15 protein-coding genes and 1 pseudogene are annotated in these 13,734 nt (G+C 70.1%); 2 read left to right on the top strand and 14 right to left on the bottom strand.

From position 1 onward, the window contains the following. Position 1 precedes the first annotated feature (1 nt). From ABD212_RS11910 to pcaH, 7 genes are read right to left on the bottom strand one after another with little or no spacing between them, the layout of a single operon-like run. Complete coding sequence (locus ABD212_RS11910) at positions 2-655, bottom strand: 3-oxoacid CoA-transferase subunit B (RefSeq protein WP_344094884.1); 654 nt, start codon at positions 653-655, stop codon at positions 2-4. Then, entirely contained in the window at positions 652-1,398 is a 747-nt protein-coding gene (locus ABD212_RS11905) for a 3-oxoacid CoA-transferase subunit A (RefSeq protein ID WP_344094882.1), read from the bottom strand. Before ABD212_RS11905 ends, ABD212_RS11910 begins: the two co-directional genes overlap by 4 nt. Beyond that, positions 1,395-1,805, bottom strand: coding sequence for a 4-carboxymuconolactone decarboxylase (gene pcaC / locus ABD212_RS11900; RefSeq protein ID WP_344094880.1), 411 nt, complete (start codon positions 1,803-1,805; stop codon positions 1,395-1,397). Before pcaC ends, ABD212_RS11905 begins: the two co-directional genes overlap by 4 nt. Next, complete coding sequence (locus tag ABD212_RS11895) at positions 1,802-2,590, bottom strand: alpha/beta fold hydrolase (protein ID WP_344094878.1); 789 nt, start codon at positions 2,588-2,590, stop codon at positions 1,802-1,804. The genes pcaC and ABD212_RS11895 overlap by 4 nt, the downstream gene beginning before the upstream one ends. Continuing rightward, positions 2,587-3,972 (bottom strand): lyase family protein, encoded by a 1,386-nt coding sequence (locus tag ABD212_RS11890; RefSeq protein WP_344094876.1) that lies wholly within the window; start codon positions 3,970-3,972, stop codon positions 2,587-2,589. Before ABD212_RS11890 ends, ABD212_RS11895 begins: the two co-directional genes overlap by 4 nt. Then, positions 3,962-4,549: a protocatechuate 3,4-dioxygenase subunit alpha gene (pcaG, locus tag ABD212_RS11885; RefSeq protein ID WP_344094874.1), complete on the bottom strand. Its 588-nt coding sequence runs from the start codon at positions 4,547-4,549 to the stop codon at positions 3,962-3,964. The genes ABD212_RS11890 and pcaG overlap by 11 nt, the downstream gene beginning before the upstream one ends. Position 4,550: 1 nt before the next feature. Continuing rightward, entirely contained in the window at positions 4,551-5,438 is an 888-nt protein-coding gene (gene pcaH / locus ABD212_RS11880; RefSeq protein ID WP_344094872.1) for a protocatechuate 3,4-dioxygenase subunit beta, read from the bottom strand. A gap of 102 nt (positions 5,439-5,540) precedes the next feature. Here pcaH and ABD212_RS11875 point away from each other — a divergent pair, with 102 nt between their 5' ends. Together ABD212_RS11875 and ABD212_RS11870 are read left to right on the top strand one after the other, a co-directional pair. Further along, positions 5,541-6,293: an IclR family transcriptional regulator gene (locus ABD212_RS11875; RefSeq protein ID WP_344094870.1), complete on the top strand. Its 753-nt coding sequence runs from the start codon at positions 5,541-5,543 to the stop codon at positions 6,291-6,293. Positions 6,294-6,383: 90 nt separating this feature from the next. After that, entirely contained in the window at positions 6,384-7,580 is a 1,197-nt protein-coding gene (locus ABD212_RS11870; protein ID WP_344094868.1) for a 4-hydroxybenzoate 3-monooxygenase, read from the top strand. Here the strand turns inward: ABD212_RS11870 and ABD212_RS11865 are convergent. The 7 genes and pseudogenes from ABD212_RS11865 to ABD212_RS11835 form a co-directional block, all read right to left on the bottom strand. Beyond that, positions 7,562-8,608 (bottom strand): annotated as a pseudogene (locus tag ABD212_RS11865) (CocE/NonD family hydrolase); the annotation flags it as partial. The gene ABD212_RS11870 and the pseudogene ABD212_RS11865 overlap by 19 nt on opposite strands. Positions 8,609-8,712: 104 nt before the next feature. Next, a complete protein-coding gene (locus ABD212_RS11860; RefSeq protein WP_344094866.1) occupies positions 8,713-9,228 on the bottom strand; it encodes a MarR family winged helix-turn-helix transcriptional regulator in 516 nt (171 codons plus the stop codon). Further along, entirely contained in the window at positions 9,225-10,499 is a 1,275-nt protein-coding gene (locus ABD212_RS11855; RefSeq protein WP_344094864.1) for a flavin-dependent oxidoreductase, read from the bottom strand. The genes ABD212_RS11860 and ABD212_RS11855 overlap by 4 nt, the downstream gene beginning before the upstream one ends. Positions 10,500-10,626: 127 nt before the next feature. Beyond that, positions 10,627-11,424 (bottom strand): alpha/beta hydrolase fold domain-containing protein, encoded by a 798-nt coding sequence (locus ABD212_RS11850; RefSeq protein ID WP_344094862.1) that lies wholly within the window; start codon positions 11,422-11,424, stop codon positions 10,627-10,629. Positions 11,425-11,444: 20 nt separating this feature from the next. Then, positions 11,445-11,990, bottom strand: a complete 546-nt coding sequence (locus ABD212_RS11845) for a quercetin 2,3-dioxygenase (RefSeq protein WP_344094860.1) — start codon at positions 11,988-11,990, stop codon at positions 11,445-11,447. A 29-nt stretch (positions 11,991-12,019) separates the two neighbouring features. Next, entirely contained in the window at positions 12,020-12,859 is an 840-nt protein-coding gene (locus ABD212_RS11840; protein ID WP_344094858.1) for a fumarylacetoacetate hydrolase family protein, read from the bottom strand. Then, entirely contained in the window at positions 12,856-13,731 is an 876-nt protein-coding gene (locus ABD212_RS11835; RefSeq protein ID WP_344094856.1) for a fumarylacetoacetate hydrolase family protein, read from the bottom strand. Before ABD212_RS11835 ends, ABD212_RS11840 begins: the two co-directional genes overlap by 4 nt. Between the last annotated feature and the right edge of the window lie 3 nt (positions 13,732-13,734).

Raw genomic sequence — 13,734 nt, 5'->3', positions numbered from 1 at the left:
GTCAGGTCCCTTCCGGAGCATTCACGAAAGCCAAACCGGTCAGCTCGGCCAGGGATTCCGGGGTGTTGTCGCCGAATGTCTCGCGCACGGCGAACCCGGTGGGCGTGACGTCGAACACGGCGTGATCGGTGTAGACGCGGGTGACGCAGCCGACACCCGTCAACGGGTACGTGCACGCCTCGACCAGCTTCGATTCGCCCGTCTTCGTGAGCAGATCCGTCATCACGTAGACGTTCTTCGCGCCGATCGCCAGGTCCATCGCCCCGCCGACGGCGGGGATCGCGCCCGGCGCGCCAGTCGACCAGTTCGCGAGGTCGCCGGTCTGCGCCACCTGGAAGGCGCCGAGCACGCAGACGTCGAGGTGGCCCCCGCGCATCATGCCGAAGGAGTCCGCGTGGTGGAAGAACGCCGCGCCGGGCAGCTCGGTGACGGCCTGCTTGCCGGCGTTGATGAGGTCGGGGTCGATGTGCGCGGCATCCGGAGCCGGGCCCATGCCGAGCATGCCGTTCTCGGTGTGCAGGATGATCTCGAGGTCCGAGGGCAGGAAGTTCGCCACCAGGGTGGGGGCGCCGATGCCGAGGTTCACGACCGAGCCTTCGGGGATGTCGGCGGCTATCCGGGCCGCGAGGTCCTCCCGGCTGATGCGCGTCGTCATCGGTCCCCTCCCGTCGTCGCCGTCGGAACGCCCTCCAGATCGACGCCGCCGATGAACTCGCCGTGTTCGAGCCACGTCCGCTCCGCCACCGCGACCACCCGGTCCACGAAGATCCCCGGGGTCACGATGGTCTCGGGGTCGAGCGACCCGAGCGGCACGATCTCGTCGACCTGGGCTACGGTCACCGCCGCGGCGGTCGCCATGATCGGGCCGAAGTTGCGGGCGGTCTTGCGATAGACGAGGTTTCCCCAGCGATCGGCCTTCAGGGCGCTGATCAGCGCGAAGTCGGCACGGATCGGATACTCGAGCACGTAGTCGCGGCCGTGGATCGTGCGGGCCTCCTTGCCTTCGGCCAGCTCGGTGCCGACCCCGGTCGGCGAGAAGAACGCGCCGATCCCCGCCCCGGCGGCGCGGATCCGCTCGGCGAGGTTGCCCTGCGGCACGATCTCCAGCTCGATCTCGCCCGCCCGGTAGAGCCCGTCGAACACCCATGAGTCGTGCTGCCGCGGGAACGAGCACACGATCCGCCGCACCTGCCCGGCCGCCAGCAGCGCCGCGAGCCCGGTGTCGCCGTTGCCGGCGTTGTTGTTCACGATCGTGAGCTCTCGCGCGCCGTGCGCGATGAGCGCACCGATCAGCTCCACCGGCTGACCGGCGCGACCGAACCCGCCGATCATCACGGTCGCGCCGTCGGGGATGCCGGCGACCGCGGTCGCGGCATCCGCCACCGTCTTGTCGATCATCGCGACTCCTCCGTCAGCGCCTCGCCGAACACCTCACCGGCGATGCGGAACGCGGTGTTCGCAGCCGGCACGCCCGCGTACAGGCCGCCCTGCAGGATGACCTCGCGGATCTCGTCGATCGTGAGACCGTTGCGCACCGCCGCACGCAGATGCATCGCGAGCTCCTCGTGGTGGCCGAGCGCGATGAGTGTGCTCAGCACAGCGATCGACCGCGAGCGCCGGTCGAGTCCTGGCCGCGACCAGATGTCACCCCACGCGACGCGCGTGATGTAGTCCTGGAAGTCCGCGGTCAGCTCGGTCGTGCCGGCGATCGCGCGATCCACGTGGGCGTCCGAGAGCACTTCGCGGCGGACGGTCATCCCGCGCTCGTAGCGCTCGCCGTCGGTGAGTCCGGCATCCGGTGTCATCGGTGCTCCATTCGGGTCAGTCCGTCGAAGAAGTCGAGGATCGCGCGCGTCGTCGCCTCGGGGCATTCAGCCGGAGGCAGGTGCCCGGCCGCGTCGATGCGCACCGCTGTGCCGTAGCGGACGCCGAACGCGATCTCGAGGGACTTCGCCTCGGGAGCCACGGCGTCGTGCTCGCCCCACGCGGCGAGCACGGGCGCGCCGATCTCGCCAAGCCGTTCCCGCACGTCGAATTCGGCCAGCGCCTCGCAGCAAAGCGCGTAGCTCTCGTCGTCGGCATCCTGCAGGGCGTGCAGCAGTCGTCCCGACAGTTGGGGCTCGCGCTCGATCGACCCCGGAGCGAACCATCGCTCTGCGGACGCGACGATCACCGACGAGGTCGACTGCGCACGCACCTGGGCAGCACGTTCTCGCCATGCTGTGGCTTCGCCCATCTGCGCACCAGACGCGACGATCGCGGCGCCGTCGACGAGGGCCGGATGCCGCAGCAGCAGCTCGAGTCCGACGGCACCCCCGAGCGAGACCCCGGCATAGAACGACCGATCTGGGCCGGACCCCATGGCGTCGGCCACGGCGTCGGCGATCTCCCCCACCGTGAACGGGTCGCGGGCCGGGGCGGACGCGCCGTGTCCCGGGAGATCCCATGCGATGACGCGGTATGAGCGGGCGAGCGCCGGGATGACGTTCTCCCAGAGGATCGTCGAGGTGCCGAGCGACGGACCGAGGACGAGGAGCGGAGCGGTGTCCGGCCCTACCGGTTCGGTGAACGCAAGTGATGGCACGGTCATCCGGGCTGCTCCGTCTCGGGCCCGCGTTCCGTCACAGCCTCGTCGGTGAGGACGCCGGCGAGGCCCGTGTACTGCGCAGGGTCGAGCAGTGCAGCCACGTCGAGATCCGCTGCTTCGGGCAGCGCGCGCACGAGCGCCGCGAGGTCGCCTCCGGCCGACGCCTCGGCGATGAGTGCGGAGACCCGCTCGCGCCCGACGATCGGCGTGAGCACGATCGACAGCCGCTCGCTGACGATGAGGCCCCGGGTGAGTGCCAGATTGCGCGCGACCGCATCGCCGTCGACCTTCAGCCCCTCGACGAGGGCCGTCGCGTGTGCAGTCGCACCGAGCGCGAGCCGCAGCAGTTCGCGCAGCGTGGGCCACTCCGCGTGCCATGCGCCGTCCGGTCGCTCGTCGCCCGCGAGCGCGGCTGCGAGATGCAGGGTGGCCCCGAGCTGAGGTGCGCGGAGCGCGGCGGAGCGGATGAGAACGGATGCCACGGGGTTGCTCTTCTGCGGCATCGCCGAGGAACCCCCGCCCGAGCCTTCGGCGAGCTCGCCGATCTCGGTGCGGCTGAGAGTCGCGACATCCGCGGCGATCTTGCCCACCGCGTCGAGCGCCCGCACCAGAGCGTCGCCGAGCTCGGTGACGGGCCAGCGGTCCGTATGCCAGGGCGCGGCGGGGACCGACAGTTCGAGTGAAGCCGCGAACGGCGCCGCGAGTCGCCTCGCCGCGTCGGGCGATCCGGTGAGCTCCACGAACGATGCCAGGGTGCCCCCCGCTCCGCCGAGCTGCGCCGGCAGGGCGGCGGAGGCCGCCTCGACGCGATCGGCCGCACGACGAATGCCGTGCAGCCAGTTCGCCGCGCGCAGGCCGACGGTCGTCGGCACCGCGTGCTGGGTGAGGGTACGTGCCGCCGCGACGGTGTCACGGGCGTCCTTCGCGAAGCCGCGGAGCGCCGACTCCAGCTCGCGGAGGTTCCCGTCCACGCGCGCGGCCGCCCGTCTCGCCACGGTCATCAGTGCGGAATCCAGGATGTCCTGACTCGTCGCCCCGCGGTGGATCCACTCGCGCACGTCGGCGGGCACGCGCTGTTTGAGCAGTCCGACGAGCGGGATGACGGGATTGCCACCGTCGACACCCGCCGCGGCCAGTGCCGACGGCGACACGCCGTGGCCGCGGCATCCCTCCAGGGGGTTGATCCAGCCCAGCGATTCCTCGATGGCGTCCACCGCCCCAGCCGGTGCGATTCCCAGGGACCCGTACGCACGTGCGAGCGCGACTTCGGCTGTGACGAGGGCGTCGAGGATGGCGGCATCCGAGACGACCTCATCGCGGCCGACCGTCACCGGGGACAGCAGCCCCACGTCGAACGCGTCGCCGGGCGGAGTCTCAGAAGGCAAGGAACACGGTCTCCTTCTCGCCCTGCAGCCGGATGTCGTGGCGGAGATGGCCCTCCGGCGTGCGGGTCGCGATGAGCGTAGCGCGCTCATTCCCGTCGAGCGACGAGAGCAGCGGGTCATCGACGAGCAGCGCCTCGTCGTCGGGCAGGTAGATCCTGGTGTGCAGCTTGTCGGGCAGTCCGCGCGCGAACACCACGACCGCGAAGAACGGGGCTTCGCCGTCGACCGACCCGGGGTTGCGCGTCCAGAACTCGTAGCGCCCCTCGTCCGACGTGAACGACCGGCCGAAGCCGGTGAACGTGTGATCATCGCGACGCCGTGCACCACGGTCTCGGGGCACTGATCCGTCGGAGTCGGCCTGCCAGATCTCGACGACTGCGTCGGGGATGGGGGCCCCCGCGCCGTCGTACACCGTGCCTCCCAGCACGATGGCACTGGGCGAATGGGGGAAGACCACCTCGTGCATCTTGGGGTAGCTCAGCCCGAACGCGAAGAACGGTCCGACGGTCTGGCCGGCGGTCGCCTCGTGGCTCCTCGGCTCGCGCGCGGCGATGGCAGCAGCGGTGTCGTGGGTCATGTCAGTGCTCCCCCCCGGGTTCGAACCAGGTCGCGTCCGGGCCGTCGACGACGATGTCCCAGCGGTAGCCCATCGAGAACTCGGGAACGGTCAGGTCGTGGTCGTAGGTCGAGATGAGCCGCTCGCGATCCTGCTGGCTGCGGATCGTGTTGTAGATCGGATCGAGAGCGAACAGCGGATCGCCTGGAAAGTACATCTGCGTCACGATGCGCTGCGTGAACCCGGTCCCGAACAGAGAGAAGTGGATGTGCGCGGGCCGCCACGCGTTGATGTGGTTCTTCCACGGGTAGGGCCCGGGCTTGATCGTCGTGAAGAAGTACTCACCGTGGTCGTTGGTCACGGTGCGGCCGGCGCCAGTGAAGTGGGGGTCGAGCGGCGCCGGATGCTGGTCGCGCTGGTGGATGTATCTCCCGGCGGCATTCGCCTGCCAGATCTCGACGAGCTGGTTCGCGAGCGGGCGACCCCAGCTGTCGAGCAGCCTGCCCGTCACCGTGATGCGCTCGCCCTGCGGCTCGCCGCGGTGCTGCAGTGTGAGGTCGGACTCGAGGGCCGCGACATCCCGCTGCCCGTACGCGGGCGAGAAGAGCTCGATGGTCTCAGGATCGACGAGCCGAGGGTTCTTCGTGGGATGCCGCAGGATGCTCGAGCGATACGGCGGGAAGTCGTACAGCGTGGCGGGAACAGTCTCGCCCGCTGCCTCGCGTTCCCCCGCCTCTCGGTGGAACTGCGCGATCTCGTCGTTGATCTGAGATTGCGGCGGCATGTCCGCCGAGGCGAGCAGCGTCTCGGGGGCGGCGGCGCTCTGTTCCAGCACCACGGAAGACGAGAAGGCCTCGTCGGCGGAGCGGGCGGCTGAGTCTTCGGTCACGGTGTCTCCCTCGACATCCATCTCACAACGGGGGTGTGGCTATCGTGCGCCACCAGCGGGTGTGAAAGGCGCTGATTCCCATTGGGTGGGAATCGGATGCCGCGAATGTGCGATGCTCGACGTATGGCCAACTCGGACTCGGGCGAATCGGTGACCGAACGCATCGTCCGCGTGCTCGAGACCTTCACGCCGACCCGGACGGTCCAGACCGCCGCCGAGATCGGACGCCGAACCGGTCTGCCGCCGTCCACCGCGCACCGGATCGTGGGCGACCTCATCGAGGCCGGTCTGCTCGAACGCGACGACGACCGGCGCGTCCGGATCGGCCTGCGGCTCTGGGAGCTCGCCACGCGCTCCTCCCACGCCCTGCGACTGCGCCAGCTCGCGATGCCCGCCATGGAGCGGGTGCAGGCGCGGATCCGTGAGCACACCCAGCTCGCGATCCTGGAGCAGGACGAGGCGCTGTTCCTCGAACGGCTGAGCGGCCCCGACTCGGGCTCGAACGTGACGCGGATCGCCGGGCGCCTGCCGGTGCATGCCTCCTCGTCGGGGCTCGTTCTGCTCGCCTTCGCCGACCGCGACCTGCAGGAGCGGATCCTTGCGGGCAAGCTCGCCCGCGTCGCGCCCGAGACGATCACGGATGCCGGAGTGCTGCGGCGCAAGCTGGCCGAAGTGCGGCGGCTCGGGCATGCCGTCGCGCCCGGCTACATCGAGAGCGTCGCGACGGGCGTGGCCGTGCCGGTGCGGGACGAGACCGGCACGGTGACTGCGGCGCTGTCGGTCGTGCTCCCCCGCGAGGCTGCGGTCGATCCGGCTCTCGTCGAGCTGCACCGCGCGGCCCGAGAGATCGAGCGGGCTCTCGGCTTCCGCGGCTGAAGACGCCGCATCCCGTTGAATGAGAGCGGGGCAGTGAGGTCGCGCGGATCGCCGCGACAATGGGGAAACCCTGTCGAAGGAGACGTGAACATGACCGCCACCGTCCGAACCCGCGTCGCGATCGTCGGCGCCGGCCCCGCCGGGCTGCTGCTGTCGCACCTGCTCTCAAAGGCCGGCATCGAGTCGGTCGTGATCGACCAGCGCACCCGCGAAGAGATCGAGACGACCATTCGGGCGGGCATCCTCGAGCAGGGCACCGTCGAGATCCTGGACGCGACGGGCGCGTCATCCCGGGTCCGCACGGTCGGCCACCGCCACGACGGCATCGAGCTGCGCTTCGCCGGCGAGGGGCACCGCATCGACTTCGCCGCGCTGGTCGGTCGCGGGGTGTGGCTGTATCCGCAGCACGAGGTGCTGAAGGACCTGATCGCGGCACGGCTGGCCGCCGGGCAGGACCTGCGGTTCGGGGTGACCGCCGAGCGGGTCGAGGATGCCGAGACGGCGCGACCGCGCGTGGTCGCCGTCGATGCGCAAGGCGCTTCGCTGGTCATCGAGGCCGACTTCGTCGTGGGCGCCGACGGATCGCGGAGCGTCGTACGGTCCGCTGTCACCGGCTCATCGACGGGCGGATACTTCCGCGAGTACCCGTTCGCCTGGTTCGGCATCCTGTGCGAAGCACCTCCGAGCGCACCGGAGCTGATCTACAGCAACTCGCCCGACGGGTTCGCCCTCATCAGCCAGCGCAGCGACACCGTGCAGCGGATGTACTTCCAGTGCGACCCCGACGTCGATCCGACGGCGCTGAGCGAGGCCGAGCTCTGGGAGGCGCTGCAGGCGCGGGTGCCGGGCGTCGACCTCAAGGAGGGTCCGATCTTCCAGCGGGATGTGCTGCGGTTCCGCAGCTTCGTCGCCCACGAGCTGCGTCACGGGCGCGCGGCGCTGGTCGGGGACGCCGCCCACACGGTGCCGCCCACCGGCGCCAAGGGGATGAACCTGGCCGTCGCCGACGTGGTCATCCTCGAGCGCGCGCTGCGCGCTCTGCTGCTCGAAGACGACGAGCGACTCATCGACGCCTACGCCGAGACGGCCCTGCGGCGAATCTGGAAGGCGCAGCACTTCTCCTGGTGGATGACGAGCATGCTGCACGTCGCCCCGGACGCGAGCGACTTCGATCGGCTCCGCCAGCTCGGCGAGCTGTCGACCGTGGTCGGTTCGGACGGCTCGGTCTTGGGCAGCAGGCTCGGGCCGCCGACCGCGGGCGTCGGGTCGTCGGGGTCGTACGTGTAGGTCGTCACGCCGCCGGTCGCCGCATCCGTCGACAGACCGCCGCCGGCGGCGAGCACCCAGTCCTCAGCCGCCGAACCCGGGGGCGGCCACGTCTCGAGGTCGTGCCACGTGTCTGCGCCGGTCTCGAAGGCCCGCACCGGCGTCGGCCTCGACGCAGGGGCTTCGGCGAAGGTCTCTTTGAGGAACGCGATGCTCTCGACGTGGGTCGGCTCGCCCATCCCCGGAGAGATGTGGCCCCAGGGTCCGATGATGAGGCGGGGTGAGCGGCCGGCCTCGACGAGCTGAGCGAAGTCGCGCAGCTGCCAGGGCAGGAAGATGTCGTACCACCCGGTGATCATCGAGACCGGGGCTGCGACATCCGGCACCGAGGCGGTGTGGGACTGCTGAGTCCAGTATTCGTGCTCGAGGCTCTCGTAGCGGGTCCAGTCCTGATACCAGTGGATCTGCTCTCCCGTCGCCGCCGAGTCGCCCTTGCTCAGCGGCAGGACGCCGAACGCCCTGTCGAGCTTGCGGTCCGGCAGCGCCATACCGATCAGAGCGATTCCGCCGCGGCGCATCCGGTGCATCATGCGGCTCCATCCGAGGGCGTTGCGCAGCGCGAACGCGCCGTTGTCCCACGTGATGGGTCCGAAGTCGGGCATCGTCGTGACGAGCACGAGCGCCTCGGGCGCGTTCTCGGGATCCTCTCGCTGCATTCGGCCGGCGACGGCCCACTGCGTGTAGCCCATGTAGCTCTGTCCGTAGGTCGCCAGCCGGCCGGTGAACCACGGCTGCGCGCGCACCCAGCGGATCGTGGCCATGCCGTCGCGCTGCTCATCGATCTGCGGGGTGAAGAGCCCCTGCGAACCCGACGTGCCGCGGCAGCTCTGGAAGAGCACCGTGAAGCCCTCGTACGCGAGCGCTCGCGCCGAGCCGGCCAGGATGCCTCGGCGGCCATACGGCCCGCGGATGAGCACGGTGGGCAGCGTCGGCACGCTCGCGCCGACGGGCCGGATGAGGTCGGCGAGCAGCTCGACCCCGTCGTCCATGGGCACGCGCAGATCGCGTTGAATCGTGATGTCGAACGGGCCGAGCTCGACGCCCTTCCGGGTTCGTGCGTCGATCGAACGCGTGAGACGCTGGCGCAGCGTGGTCATTCCGCCTCCTTGCGGGTCTGGGGGGATTTCGGGTCGGGTCGTCGACGACCCGTGGATGCCGCAGCCCCGCGCTGTGCGGCGAGGGCATCACGCAGGTGCTCCAAGGCCGGAAGCGCGACGGCGAGTGCGTCCCGATCCGCTGTCGGCAGGGATGCCGCGGCCTGGCCGACGAGCGCCGCGCTGGCACGGTCGAATCGCTCGAAGAGCGTCAGGGCAAGCGCCGAGGCCAGCACCTCCACGCGCCGACGATCGTCGGCGGACGGGCGCCGGGCGACGAGCCCGCGCTCCTCCATCGCGGTCAGCAGGTTGCTCACGGTGGAGCGGCTCACGCCCAGTCGGTCGGCGAGGTCGCCGGGCGACGAGACCACGCCTCGCGGCAGCGCTCGGATGACCTCGATCTGCGCGTCGGGGATCTCGGGCAGGTGCTCGGCGGCGCGCGCTCCGGCCAGGAGCGCCCGGCGCAGGGGCGAGATGACCGCCGCCAGCCGGGCAGGATCCAGGTCGGCGCTCATCGCGGCGGCGTCGGGGACGGCGGGATGGGTGACGGTGCGGTCAGGGAGGGGCGTTCATTCAGCAGATCCGGATGGAACCCGGCAGCGCGCTTGTAGCCCGCGGAGATCTCGGCGAGCTCGTCAGCCGAGATGACGTCGTGGATGTCGGCGAAGCCCTCCGGCGCCCGCTCGTGTGCGAGCAGCATCACGCGCTCGGGCCCCTGCTGCCGATTGCTCAGCACGAGCTCCGAGGTGACCGGACGTCGATCCGCCTCGTACGCGGCGAGCGCATCGGCGGGCGACTCGGCGGTGGCCACGTGGAATGCGAGCGTGCGGGCGTCGATGATCGCCTGGGATGCGCCGTTGGATCCGTTCGGGTACATCGGGTGCGCGGCATCCCCCAGCAGCGTCGTCCGCCCGAACGTCCACTGTGGGATCGGATCGCGATCCACCATCGGATACTCGAGCAGCTCGTCGGCCGCGGCGATGAGTGCGGGCACATCGAGCCAGGCGAAGCTCCAGTCGCGGAAGAGCTCGACGATCGGACCCGCGTCGACCGCGAGGTTCCAGTCCACCGTCTCGGCGCCGACGCCGCGCCGCTCGGCGATGAAGTTCACGCGGGCGAGTCCGTCGGCATCCGGGGCGCCGAGGGGATACGCGACGAACTTCTGCTCGCCGTCACCGGCCATGATCATGGTGCGGCCGTCGAGATAGGCGGGCACGCGCGCAGTGCCGCGCCACAGCGTGAGGCCGTTCCAGATCGGAGCACCTTCGCCGGGGTAGCGCGAAGCACGCACCGCGGAATGGATGCCGTCGGCCGCGACCACGAGATCGGCGGCGACGGATGCCTCGCCCTCGGCCCTCGCGAAGACCGCAGCTGCGGCATCCGCCCCCTCTTCGACGCGGACGAGGCGGTGTCCGAGCTGGAGTGCATCGTCGCCCAGCCGCCGGCGTACCGCGTCGGCGAGCACCAGCTGGAGCTCACCGCGATGGACCGAGACCTGCGGCCAGCGGTAGCCGGCCTCGCGTCCGCGGGGCTCGCTCCAGATCGGCTGGCCGAAGCGGTTGAAGTACGCGAGCGTCGAGGGCGCCACGCCTTTCTGCTCGACGCGGTCCGCCAGTCCGAGTTCGGTCAGTTCGCGCATCGCGTGCGGCAGAAGGTTTATGCCCACGCCGAGGGCACGAAGTTCGCTGACGCGGTCGTAGACCCGGATGTCGGTCTCGCCGATGGCGTGCAGGCTCAGCGCGGCGGCGAGTCCGCCGATCCCGGCGCCGATGATGGCGATCCTCATGCGCGACTCCACTGTCGACGATGTTGTCCACATAGTTTTGTATGCAACACATCTCCGTGTCAATGACCGTGACCGGAGGTCCGGCGCGTTTCGTCTCGCCTTCGGCTCGCTCAACGACCCGAAGGGGTCAGGCGGTGACCCGGGCCGCGAAGGCGATCGCGCGGTCGAACAGCGCGGCGACGCGCTCGGGCGCGGCATCCCGCCAGAAGTGACCCGCGCCCGGCTCGACGATGAGCTCCGCCTCCACGCCGGCCGCGCGGAGCGCGGCCTCCAGCGCCTCGCTCTGAGCGAGCGGCACGGCATCATCGGCATCGCCGTGCGCGAGGTGGAACGGCGCAGACCCGGCATGCACATGGTTCACCGGACTCGCGGCGCGCGCGGCATCCGGCACGTCGCTCACCCAGCCGCCGAGCCAGCGATCCTCGCGCGACTCGCCCGGCGCGTCGACGCCGAGTGCACGGGTGTGCGTTTCCATCGCCAGGAGATCCGCGGGGCCGTACCAGTCGATGATCCCGCGCACCCGCGAGGCCGGCTCCAGCCCCACCAGCGCCGCCAGTGTGCCACCCGCCGATCCGCCCCAGAGCACGATGCGGCCGGCATCCAACCCGAATTCGGCACCCGGCCCGTGCACCCAATCGATCGCACGGCGGACATCGTCGAGCTGAGCGGGGAAGCGCGCCTCACCGCTCAGCCGATAGTCTGCCGCGACGACCGCGAAGCCGGCTGCCGTGATGCGGCCGAACGAATCCGCGTCCGACAGCAGCGGCGTGAACTCGCGCCGACTGCCCCGCAGCCACCCTCCGCCGTGCAGCTCGATGATCGTGGGGATCGGCTCGCCACCCCCTGCCGGCAGGTGCAGGTCGAGGGAGAGCGGTCGGAATCCCGCGTCGGAGGCGAACGGGATGTCGCGGATGACGCGCGTCATGTGCTCAGGCGTCCGGCCACTCAGTCCCGGAACTGGAATTCGGGCATGAACTGCGTCCAGTACTTCTCGCCCGCGGCGCGCATGACCGGGAAGTCCGGGATGTAGACGCCCTGCGGCTCGGTGAGGTCCGTCGGCTGGCCGATGGCGTGGAAGAACCGCTCGAATCCGGCCGTTCCCGCGCCGAACACGGTCGTGGTGTTCTCGATCTTGAACGCGTGCACGATGTTCGCCGGCACGAACGCGAAGTCGCCCGTCACGAGCGTGGTCCTGCTGTGGTAGTCGGACTCGTCGTCCATCCACACCGTGATCTCGCCGTCGACGACGTAGAAGAACTCGTGCGTCTTGAAGTGGCGATGCGCCGGGATGCGATCGCCGAGGCGCGCCTTCATCGTCCAGCAGCCGTACTGGTCGTCGGTCTCGTCGCCCGAGGCGAGGATCGTGAACAGCTGGTCGAAGACGAGCGACTTCTCGCCTTCGCCGTTGCCGAGGACGTACGGCTTCGGAGCGGCAGGCAGGATGCCCGTGAATGCGGCCTTGTCGGGGTCGTCGGCGGGGAAAGTGGTCATTGCTGTACCTCCTTGTAGAGCGGGTGTGGTCAGGCGAATCGGGTCTCGAGCTCGCCGATTCCTTCGATGCGGCTCACGAGCACGTCATCCGCGCCGATGAAGCGCGGCGGAGTCCGGCGGTTGCCGATGCCGGACGGCGTGCCCGAGAAGATGATGTCACCCGGCAGCAGCCGGCAGACGGCCGACAGCCGGACGAGCAGCTCGGGCACGTCGTAGAGCATCATCGACGTGCGCGACGACTGCATCTGCGCGCCCGAGAGGGCGCACGAGATCGCGAGATCGTCGGGGTCGGCGAACTCGTCGGGCGTCACGAGCCACGGCCCGGTCGGCCCGAAACCCGGGAACGACTTGCCCAGGCTGAACTGCGGGGCCGAGCCCTGCATCTGGGTGATGCGCTCGGAGAGGTCCTGCCCGATCGTCAGCCCGGCGACGTGATCCCACGCGCCCTCGCGGGCGACCTTGTGCGCCTCGCGGCCGATCGCCACCACGAGCTCGACCTCCCAGTCGACGTTGCCCTCAGGCAGTTCGACCACGGTGTCGGGTCCGACGATCGACGAGGGGAACTTCGTGAACGTCACGGGCATCGAGTCCGGTGGGTACCCCGCCTCGGCGGCGTGCTCGGCGTAGTTCAGACCGATCGCGAAGACCTGGCGCGGCCGCGGCACCGGAGCGCCGAGCGCGGACACCTCGAAGGGGACGGATGCCGCAGCCCCGGCATCCGGACCAGCCGCCCACTCCGCGAACGCGGGCCAGTCGTCGAACAGCGCCTGCGGGTCGGGGCCGAAGCGGCCATCCGAAGCCCCGGCGACGTCGACCGCTCCGTCATCCGTCACGATGACCGCACGCCCGGCCAGGTTGGCCAGTCTCACCAGTCGACCCGCTGCGGGGCCGGCTCGCCGTAGCGCTCCTCCCAGCTGATGACCTTGTTCCGAAGGGTGCCGATGCCCGTGATCTCGGCCTCGATCTCATCGCCGGGCTGCAGGTAGAAGTCGAACGGATTCGGCTGCACCGCCGCCACACCCGAGATCGTGCCCGTCGTGATGATGTCGCCCGCGCTGTAGATCTGCGGCGAGTGATAGGCGACCAGGTGCGGGAATTTGATGCGCGTCTGGTTCGTGTTGCCCTGCTGGCGCACCTCGCCGTTCACGCGCAGCTGCATCGGCAGCTCGTGCATGTCGGGCACCTCGTCCTTGGTGACGATCCACGGCCCGATCGGGCAGAAGGTGTCGATCCCCTTCGAGAACGAGAAGACGCCCGACTCCATCTCCTTGCGCTGGATGTCGCGCGCGGTGATGTCATTGAACACCGTGAAGCCGGCGATGTAGTCCTCGGCCTCGTCGGGCCCGAAGAACTTGCCCGACTTGCCGATGACGATCGCGAGCTCGAGCTCGTAGTCGAGCTCCTTCGTCAGGCCCTCAGGGTAGACGATGTCGGCATCCGGGCCGATGATCGCGTCGACGTTCTGGAAGAACACGATGCCCTTGTGCACGGGGTGCGACCAGTCCACGGCGGCGAGCTCGTTGTGGTGGTCGGCGAAGTTGCCCGCGGTGTGGAAGAACTTCTTCGGGCGGATCGGCGCCTCGAGCTTCACGTCGGCGTACGCGAGGCGCTGACCGGTCTCGCGGACGTCGCCGCCGCGCTCGAAGTACTCGCGGGTCGAGGGCACGTCGAGCTCGATGACGGTGCCTTCTTCGAGCTCGAGACGGCCGACTCGGCCGCCGTCGAAGGTGATGAGCTTCATGCG

It is taken from the genome of Microbacterium deminutum, from assembly GCF_039530205.1.
GTDB lineage: Bacteria > Actinomycetota > Actinomycetes > Actinomycetales > Microbacteriaceae > Microbacterium > Microbacterium deminutum.
The sequence above is the reverse complement of the archived record's forward strand: the minus strand, read 5'-3'. Positions and strand labels throughout refer to the sequence as shown.

What these genes read in the sequence shown, in the direction of transcription:
- ABD212_RS11910 (WP_344094884.1), bottom strand. Translation starts at nt 655, where the DNA reads ATGACGACGCGCATCAGCCGGGAGGACCTCGCGGCCCGGATAGCCGCC.
- ABD212_RS11905 (WP_344094882.1), bottom strand. Translation starts at nt 1,398, where the DNA reads ATGATCGACAAGACGGTGGCGGATGCCGCGACCGCGGTCGCCGGCATC.
- pcaC (WP_344094880.1), bottom strand. Translation starts at nt 1,805, where the DNA reads ATGACACCGGATGCCGGACTCACCGACGGCGAGCGCTACGAGCGCGGG.
- ABD212_RS11895 (WP_344094878.1), bottom strand. Translation starts at nt 2,590, where the DNA reads ATGACCGTGCCATCACTTGCGTTCACCGAACCGGTAGGGCCGGACACC.
- pcaG (WP_344094874.1), bottom strand. Translation starts at nt 4,549, where the DNA reads ATGACCCACGACACCGCTGCTGCCATCGCCGCGCGCGAGCCGAGGAGC.
- pcaH (WP_344094872.1), bottom strand. Translation starts at nt 5,438, where the DNA reads ATGGATGTCGAGGGAGACACCGTGACCGAAGACTCAGCCGCCCGCTCC.
- ABD212_RS11875 (WP_344094870.1), top strand. Translation starts at nt 5,541, where the DNA reads ATGGCCAACTCGGACTCGGGCGAATCGGTGACCGAACGCATCGTCCGC.
- ABD212_RS11870 (WP_344094868.1), top strand. Translation starts at nt 6,384, where the DNA reads ATGACCGCCACCGTCCGAACCCGCGTCGCGATCGTCGGCGCCGGCCCC.
- ABD212_RS11860 (WP_344094866.1), bottom strand. Translation starts at nt 9,228, where the DNA reads ATGAGCGCCGACCTGGATCCTGCCCGGCTGGCGGCGGTCATCTCGCCC.
- ABD212_RS11855 (WP_344094864.1), bottom strand. Translation starts at nt 10,499, where the DNA reads ATGAGGATCGCCATCATCGGCGCCGGGATCGGCGGACTCGCCGCCGCG.
- ABD212_RS11850 (WP_344094862.1), bottom strand. Translation starts at nt 11,424, where the DNA reads ATGACGCGCGTCATCCGCGACATCCCGTTCGCCTCCGACGCGGGATTC.
- ABD212_RS11845 (WP_344094860.1), bottom strand. Translation starts at nt 11,990, where the DNA reads ATGACCACTTTCCCCGCCGACGACCCCGACAAGGCCGCATTCACGGGC.
- ABD212_RS11835 (WP_344094856.1), bottom strand. Translation starts at nt 13,731, where the DNA reads ATGAAGCTCATCACCTTCGACGGCGGCCGAGTCGGCCGTCTCGAGCTC.